Raw genomic sequence first — 7990 nt, 5'->3', positions numbered from 1 at the left:
GGGGTGGGCGTGGCCTGGCGCACGACGGACTCGAGCATGTCCAGGCGGCGTTGACAGTCCGCCCAGTCCGAGCCGGTGGCGATGGCGAGCAGGTGTCCTTCGAGATGGTCCACCGCGAGGAAGGTGTCCACGAAGGACAGGGCGATGTCCGGCAGTGCCAGGTCATCGCGCGGGTGGACGGGGAGCTTCTCGAAGTAGTGGTTGGCCTCGTAGGCGAAGAAGCCGACGGCGCCTCCGAGGAAGAGCGGGAGCCCATCGATGCGAGGGCCGCGCCACTGACGGAACAGGGCTCGCAGCGTGTCCAGGGGCGCACCCTGTTGGGGCACGTCGTCGATGAAGCACCTGGGGCCCTTGGCGACGAAGCGCAGGAAGGGGCTCGCGCCGAGGAACGAGTAGCGCCCCTCTTCACTGACGCGGGTGCTCTCGAGGAGGAAGCGGTGCTGCGCGGGGAGGGCGCGCAGCAGGTCCACGGGCCGCGGCGCACCGGTGTCCCACCGTCGATACACGGGGACCTGGTTGAAGCCCTGGGCCACGAGCGCATCGAAGCGCTCGCGGTCCAACGGTGGCGGAAGCGGCCGGGTGCTCATTCCGGGGGCTTCCTAGCAGGAAGTCCCGGAACGGGCATCCGGCGGTGGTTCAGGACGTGCCGGTGCTCTGGGGGCCCCCCGTCTGAGCCTCGCGTGACTTGCGCGCGTACAGGAGGATTTCGTCCTCGGAGAGCTGGTTCGTGCTGATGGCCGAGCGGTCCGCCTTGAGCTGTTGGACCTTGCCCTCGCGCAGGACGTGGAACTGGCCTGGCTTCTGTCCGGGGAGCTTGGCGTCGGCGTCGACGCGCGCCTCGGTGAACATGGGCTGGAGCTTCCGGAGGGCGTTGTCTTCCTTCACCCGGCCCACGCACCACATGCGCACGTTCTCCCGGCACTTGTAGTCGAAGTCCCCCGGGCTCTGCGTGGCGAGCATGATGCCGAGGCCCGCGGAGCGCGCGCGCTTGAGGAGGCTCTCCATCGGCTCCTTGGTCGCGGGCTTGCTCGTCGCGGGCAGGTACATGTCCGCCTCGTCGAAGAGAATCACTGCCTGGAGCTTGGGTGACGGGTGCTGGCTGGCCCAGCGGTGGGTCTCCAGGAGGAGCTGTGACACCCAGAAGAGGATGCGCGAGTTGTCCCCAAGGAACTTGGTGCTGATGATGCTCAAGCGCGTGCGACCGGGCACACCGTGGACGCCGCGCCCGAGCAGCTCATCGAGGTCGAGTCGTTCACCGCTCACGGCCAGGAGCGTGCGCAGGTTGATGCGCAGCACGCTGAGGTCCTGGGCCAGCTTGGCGTGGGTCTTCGTGGGGATGCCGTCCGTGGCCTCCAGCAGCGCGGGGTCCTGCGACATGACGAACTGCTGGATGAGCTCGAGGGTGACCTCCTTCCCGAAGGACTGGCTCATCAGCAGCCGGAGTGCTTGCGCGAGCACGGCCTTCGCGGCCTTGTCGTTGGGGCTGGTCCGGTAGTCGAGCATGCCGGCGATGGCATCCGCGGCCTGCTGGACGCCCTGCTCGCGCTCCTCGGCGGGGAGTGTCTCCAGGCCCTGGGGGACGATGGGAATCGCGAGCGGTCTGCCATCCGAGCGTCCCGGCGTGTAGAGCGCGACGTCGACGCGCTCACGCAGGAGTCGGCGCCGCTCGCGCAGCGTGGTGTCCTCGATGGGCTCCTCCCAGGCCTCGGGGCGGGCGTAGGCGGCGAGGTCGCCCTTCCGGTCCACGAGGATGACGGGGATGCCTCGGAGCAGGAGCTGCTCCAGCGTGTTGAGCGCGAGCGTCGTCTTGCCGCTGCCCGAGCCACCGAGGAAGGCGCTGTGCTTCGTCAGCTCGGAGGTGTCGAGCATGACGTTCTGGGGGAGCAGCCCCTCGGAGACGCCCAGGCGCAGGGGGCCGGTGAGCACCACGTTCGGAACCGCGGGAGTGCCTGTCGCGGGTGTCGGGCGGGGCTTGCGCACCAGGTTGACGGGGGCCTCGGGCTTCTGGACGGGCTTGGGGTCGGGGTCGGGCAGCAGCTCGCTGACGGGCTGCATCTTGGCGAGGTTCGTGTCGTCCTCCTCGGAGGAGCCCGTCTTCGTGCTCGCGGCAGGTGGCATCTGGGGCGCGACGGCGGCGACCTTTCCGGAGGGGCGCTTCGCGGCCTGCGCGGGAGGTATCGGCGCGGGAGGTGTGCGAGGCGTGGGTGTCGCAGACGTTGTCACCATCGCGTCCGAGAACAGCCCTGACTGCCGGGGAACGAAGTTGTTCTCGTTCCTCACGTGGACGGGAGCGGAAGGGAGCGCGGGCGGAGGCGTCACCTCCGTGGCCTTGGTCTCTCGCTTCTCGGGCTCACGTGCGATGGGGTCCTTCGATGGGCTTGGAGGCGGGAGCGAAGGTCCTAGCGGCTCCAGTCCGAGGATGTCACCGATGGACTTCAGTCGGGTGACGGGACGTGCGGTGCGGGTCCACTCCGCGAGGGCCGTCTGTCCTGCGTGCAAGGCACGGAAGTCACGGAGGGCGACCAGCTCACGGAGGTCGCTGTCCCCCAGCACCACACGTCGTCCGCCTTGCCGGATGAGCTTGCTCAAGGCGTCCGATACCAGGGTTCCGTTGGACGAAGGGAAGTCGGAGGTCCTGATGAGCACCGGCGTCTTCCCTCTCGCGGCAGTGAGGGCCTCGCTCATCTGCCGACCCAATCCGCCTCCATGCGGACGGCGCTCGCACAACGCGAGGACGAGTTTCTTGCCGGAGGGGTGCACGGCCACGTCCAGCAGGTCGTCGCCGTTGCGCGTCTTCACCGCGAAGCGCGGCGAGCCTCCCATCTCCTCGCTTCCTATCTCCACTGCCCATGCGAGCAAGGCGGTGATGTCGGACGCATCCTCGGGGAGCTTCTCCTTGTAGGCGGTGCGGAAGTCCGTCCACATCCGGTCCATGTCGATGCCAGCGGGAGGTTGAGGGGACGGTGGACGCGCGTCTCGGCTCGGCAACGGGAAGGTGTCCGGCAGGCGCTGCAGCTCAATGGCCTTCTCACGGTATCGACGGCACTCGTTCAGCACGTCGCGGGCGCGCTGGCCGGCGAGCTTCTCGAAGCCTTCGGGAGGGATGGGGTAGGTGGGCTCCTCGGGGCGGTACTTCACGCCGCGCTGCTCATAGAGGAAGCGCAGGCGCCTGGCGACCATGTCGCGGGCGGTGGCGGCGGTGACGGTGCGATCCAGCGTCACGGGGTCCGGGTCGTTCTCGATGCGGTCGACCATGGCCCGCGTGAGCAACGGGCGCATGTTTTCCCAGTAGTCGGCCAGGCAGCAGATGACCACGACGGCGTTGGGCACCTTCCCGGCGATGGAGGCCAGGGTGTTCATCGCCCGGCGGAAGGCGTTCTCCGACTGGGGGCGGTTCTCGAAGTCGCTGATGTCTTCAATCTGGTCGATGCACAGCACGAGCGCGTGTCCCAGCGCGCTCATGACGCGGCCCAGTTGCTCGACCATGCGCGCAGGCGCGTCGTCGGAGGTGCGTGGGACGAGCTCGCCGATGACCTTCCGGTCCTCGGGGGTGATGTCCTCGCAGCGCAGCCAGTTGAAGATGCGACGGTTGATGCGCGGGTCCCTGCGCTGGAAGTAGATGAGCGCGCGCAGCAGGTCCACCTCGACGCCGCGGAAGCGCGGGTCGGAGAGGAGGTCATCCGCCACCGCGCGGACAGTGCCGTGCAGTTCATCGTCCTCCAGGACCTTCTCCTCGGGCTCGATGAGCGGCGCGAAGAGGCTGGTGCACTGGGCCATCAGCAGGTTCGACAGATACATCATCCCGCTGTCGTCACCCTGCGACACGTCGTACGGATGATGGTCGATCGAGTCGATGAGGTTGGACAGGAGGTAGCGGTCGTAGTGCGCCGCGTCCACCGTCATGGGCATGTAGCCGGTGAAGCCGCGCTTCTGCTCGTGCGCGGCGTTGCGGAAGGCGCGCACCAGATGCGTCTTGCCGCTGCCGGACTCGCCGAGCAGGAGGAGGATCTTCCCGGTGTCGGGAGGAGGTGACGCCGTCGCGCGGTCCAACAGGCGCTTGAAGGCGCGGCGCGCGGCGGGATTGAGGGTCTCCACGTCGAACGGGTCGTGCTGCCAGAGGTACTGGCCCTGTTGGACGCTGCTGAAGACTTCGCCGCTGTCGGAGAGGAAGACTTCGAGTCGAGGGTCGCTGGACATGCGCGCTCCTGAAAGGACGAGTCAGACGACGACGAAATGGAAACTGGCGCCGTAGGAGCGAACCTCGGACTCGGCGACGTCCTTGGGGTCCATGGCGGAGACGAGGTCCGCGCGCGTCAGCGACAGGTGCTGGGAGCGATTGGCCTCCAGGAGCGCGGCGTCGAACGCCTCGCGGTTGCTCCATTCAGGCTGGAGGGCTCGCCACACGTGGGAGATGAACACCTTGTCGCGCCCGTAGCGGCCCGTAGGGAGGGCCCGCGCCACCGAGAGCACATGCTCTGCGAAGGACTCCACGAGGACCGTGGGTGGCGACGCGGGGGGGCGCGAGGGCGCAGTGGTTTGATTGGGCACGGACCCGGTGTCGCGTGAGGGCACGGTGTTCCGAGTGGGCCCGGTGTCTCGCTGGGGCGCGGACCCGGCGTCGCGCGTGGGCGCTTTGGTCTTCTCGGTCTCGGCCTTGGTGTTGGGGGCGGGCTCGGTGGACGATTCGGGGAGGAACCACTGCCGCAGCAGCGTCAGGCGGAGAATCTCCGCGTCGGCGCGAGTCGCCCCAGCGGCGCGGGCCGCGAGCTGCTCCACGGCCTTCCTCGGGTTCTTCACCTCGGTGTCGAGCATCTTGCCGAGCAGGTGGGCCTGCACGGCACCCAGGGAGAACGGCCGCTCCGTCTCCACACCCAGCTGGCGCCAGAGCAGCCTGTCCCGAATCTGCGAGAGAGACGGCTCTCCCTCCCCGACCTCGGGATGGTGCCGGGCGAGCACCGCCGCGCGGACGCCATCCGCGTTGTTCAGGCGGATGAGCGTGGCCTTGGAAGGTGCGACGTCCAGGCTGTTCGCGAGGAGGTAGGTGGCCTTGAGCTTCTTCCAGGTGAGCCCCTTGGGGAGCTGCTCCAGGCGCAGGAACTGGAGGACGCGGTCCATCCCCGCGCTGGTGAGCGTCAGGCCCGCCTTCTTCTTCGCGGCCACGAGCTCATCGCGCAGGAGCTGCTCCAGCACGGCGTCGAGTCGGACCTTCCACTCGGGGCGTGAGAGGCGGTGCTCCACGAAGGGGCGCAGGGCATTGCCGAGCTCCGTGCGGGTTCCGCTGCGTTGTGGACGCGGCGCGAGCCAGGTGAGTGCGAGTCCCGCCAACCGGTTGTCAGGGCTGTCCATGCGTTGTCCTTTGCGCGGTGGCTTCTCGCCGCCGGGCCTCCATGAGCGATTCGAGGGTCTTCAAGATGTCTTCACAGTGAGGGTGCAGGTCCTCGTAGAGGAAGCGGGCCACCCAGTAGCCGATGCGCTGGAGCGCCAGGTCCTTGCGTCGGTCCCGACGGAACCGCTCGGGGTCGAGGAAGTGGTGTTGGCCGTCGATTTCGACGGCGAGCCGCAGCTCGCGGCTCAGCAGGTCGACCTCCAGCGGGCGCTTGCCCTCGCCGAGCTCCACCTTGGCGTTGAGGGTGAAGACGTCCTTGGTGGCCGGATGGACCTGCAGGATGTCGTGGTAGAAGAAGTGCTCCATCTTGCTGCGGGCGCGGGCCTCGGACTTCTCGCGCTCGGCGACCATGGCCTCCGCGTTCTCACGGAAGCGCTCCAGCAACGGCGGCGCGACGTGGGGCTCCGGCTGTGAGGCCGGAGCCTTCTTCTTCGAGGATGCACGTCGAGGGGCCGCGGGCTCGCCGACGGGCGCTCCCTGCTCGGAGGTGACGGCGACAGGGTCCGGAAGCTCGAGCAACCCTTCCCGCATCATCGCGAGCGCGTGGGAGTCCTTGCGTCCACGGGTACCTTCGAGTGCATCGGGTGGCAGCACGCAGGCGACGTGAAGCAGCGGGGCCGCGGAGCAGATGGCGGTCGCGGTGCGGAGGCTGCGCGGGTCGGAAGGGGAGAGCGCCAGGTGGAGGGCGGGGGCGCGGCCTTCGGGGATGATGAGCAGCAGCGCGTGGAGGACGCGGAGCGGGTCGTGGGAGATGGCCTCACGGACCTCGTTGGGGAGCGTGCCTGGGGGCGCGGGCTCCGGGGCTTCGAGCAGCTGTCGGCACAGGGCCCACGTCACGGGCTCGGCGTGGGGCGGCTCGAGTCGCTCGAACAGGACGCGGCGGTCGTGCTGCGTCTTGCCCTCGAAGTGCAGCTCGCGGGAGGAGATGGCGCGCTGGGAGAAGACGACGTAGCTCTCCGCGTCTCGGAAGAGGTTGCGCTCACGGGCGAGCTGGGTGGCCCAGGCGGCCACGGTGGAGCGCAGGTCCTCGCTCTGGGCGAAGGCCGCCTTCAAGCCGCTGCGGTGCAGCCATTCCGTCCAGAGTTGAAGCGCGCGCTCCGGGTCGCCCACCAGGGCGCTCAGGGTGGGAATCCCTTCCGCGCGGCGCCGGGCATGCCGGTCCAGCGAGTCCAGGAGAGCGGTGTCTGCGGTTGTCACCAAGCCCATGCCCCCACGGGTCCCCGGAGATGGACCCGTCACACCGGGTAGAGCCTGCGCCCTTCAAGTCATTCCTTGCAAGCGGCGAGACCCGGTGCATCCAATGTCTCACACCGCCCGCCGGGTCTGTCACGACATCGATGCGAGGAGTGACTCACCCCGTGGGGGTATGGACGTGAATGACCGTCTTCGTCAGGAGGGACCGCAATCCCCCACTGCGGAACCGGGGAGCTAACGGTCAGGTCCATCACAACTGGCTTCGTTCAAGTCGCCGTGGCGTCGGCCTCTCCTCCTTCAATGGCGCACATCCCGTGGGATCGTGGGTCGCGTACTACCCTTGAGTAAAGGGGAATGGACTCATGACGCCAACGCCATGTGGAAGGTGGGGCGGACCATCCGTGCTAATCGTCACGTTCTTCCGCGTCACCATGTTCGTCCTCCATGTATGCCTCGGGGGCCTTTGGCAGAGGGGGCGGTGGTGCGCCTGGGGGGTGTTTGCTGATGTAATCATTCAGGGCTGTGACGGCGTGCTCTCTCGTGCGAGTTGCCACAAGCTTATCTGCCCACTTGCGCCCTGGATGAAGAATGTCCCACAGGGGGCGGTCTGTGTCCTTCCGACCTTTCCCAGGCGCATGATTGCCAAATCCCTCAAGCGCTACATTCCACGCAGGCTGGAAGTTTTCGATGAGAAATCGCTCTGACATCGTTATCCAGACTGGCGTGATGACGATGTAACGACAGATAAAATCCGCAGGGGACAGATTGGTAGCGGCGTTGATCGAATTTCGATGTTCGCGCAACCGACTGCACAAGGGGCCCCTCGCCGTTGATTCGACATCAAGGTTCCTGGCTCCCTTCCGCGCGCCTTCCGGGACCGCTTTCCCCACGTAGATTGGGCGCTTTCCGTCCGGAGATCTGAGCGCTTGATATTCCGGCATGCTCCCTATGTAGAAGAGCGCATAGACTCCCGAGCCTTGGAAGGGGGGCATTGGGTCCAGGGGAAAGGGCCCTTGACGCATCAATGCCTCCACGATGCTTCTGGTCAGGTTCTGATAGTCGAGTGGATTGTACTCCGTCATGCGCTCGATCCAGGAACACTGTGGCGGAGTTTGCAAGCTTTGTTGATAGAAAGCCCCGAATTGGGAGCCTTCCCTTGATTCACTTCGCGTGACGGTGGGAAGGAATCTGGCGACGCTCGCGCATATTAGTGCGGCGCGATGCAACTCGTCGGGGGGCGAGGTGGCTTGGGGGGCGCGCCTAATGCTGGCGCGGCGGGGGGCGGTCGTGTCCCTATAAGTGTGTAGTCGGCAAGGACGGAGGCGCGGAAAAGAGGGAAGCTCCTCGGTGAAACCAAACCGAGATGGTCCTCCTTTGGCGAGGAGGCCGAGGAGTTCCCCGACGTGGACG

At 67.3% G+C, this 7990-nt stretch carries 4 protein-coding genes and 1 pseudogene; all 5 read right to left on the bottom strand.

Annotated features, from left to right (window positions below; genetic code table 11):
• Positions 1–587: pseudogene (locus FL311_RS38410) on the bottom strand (anthranilate synthase component I family protein); the annotation flags it as partial.
• 49 nt (positions 588–636) lie between these two features.
• The gene (locus tag FL311_RS38405) at positions 637–4197 is read right to left on the bottom strand and encodes an AAA family ATPase (protein ID WP_141332625.1); all 3561 of its coding nucleotides are present in this window, start codon (positions 4195–4197) and stop codon (positions 637–639) included.
• Positions 4198–4218: 21 nt separating this feature from the next.
• A complete protein-coding gene (locus tag FL311_RS38400; protein WP_141332624.1) occupies positions 4219–5346 on the bottom strand; it encodes a hypothetical protein in 1128 nt (375 codons plus the stop codon).
• The gene (locus FL311_RS38395; protein WP_228557358.1) at positions 5333–6583 is read right to left on the bottom strand and encodes an endonuclease domain-containing protein; all 1251 of its coding nucleotides are present in this window, start codon (positions 6581–6583) and stop codon (positions 5333–5335) included. Before FL311_RS38395 ends, FL311_RS38400 begins: the two co-directional genes overlap by 14 nt.
• Before the next feature lie 401 nt (positions 6584–6984).
• Positions 6985–7572, bottom strand: coding sequence for an Eco29kI family restriction endonuclease (locus FL311_RS46370; protein WP_368668611.1), 588 nt, complete (start codon positions 7570–7572; stop codon positions 6985–6987).
• Positions 7573–7990: the final 418 nt, after the last annotated feature.

Origin of the sequence: Myxococcus sp. AB025B (assembly GCF_006518215.1) — a bacterium.
In the GTDB taxonomy this organism is placed as follows: Bacteria; Myxococcota; Myxococcia; order Myxococcales; family Myxococcaceae; genus Myxococcus; species Myxococcus fulvus.
Note: the sequence above shows the minus strand (reverse complement) of the source record. Positions and strands in the feature narration are given on the sequence as shown.

What these genes read in the sequence shown, in the direction of transcription:
- FL311_RS38405 (WP_141332625.1), bottom strand. Translation starts at nt 4,197, where the DNA reads ATGTCCAGCGACCCTCGACTCGAAGTCTTCCTCTCCGACAGCGGCGAA.
- FL311_RS38400 (WP_141332624.1), bottom strand. Translation starts at nt 5,346, where the DNA reads ATGGACAGCCCTGACAACCGGTTGGCGGGACTCGCACTCACCTGGCTC.
- FL311_RS46370 (WP_368668611.1), bottom strand. Translation starts at nt 7,572, where the DNA reads ATGCCCCCCTTCCAAGGCTCGGGAGTCTATGCGCTCTTCTACATAGGG.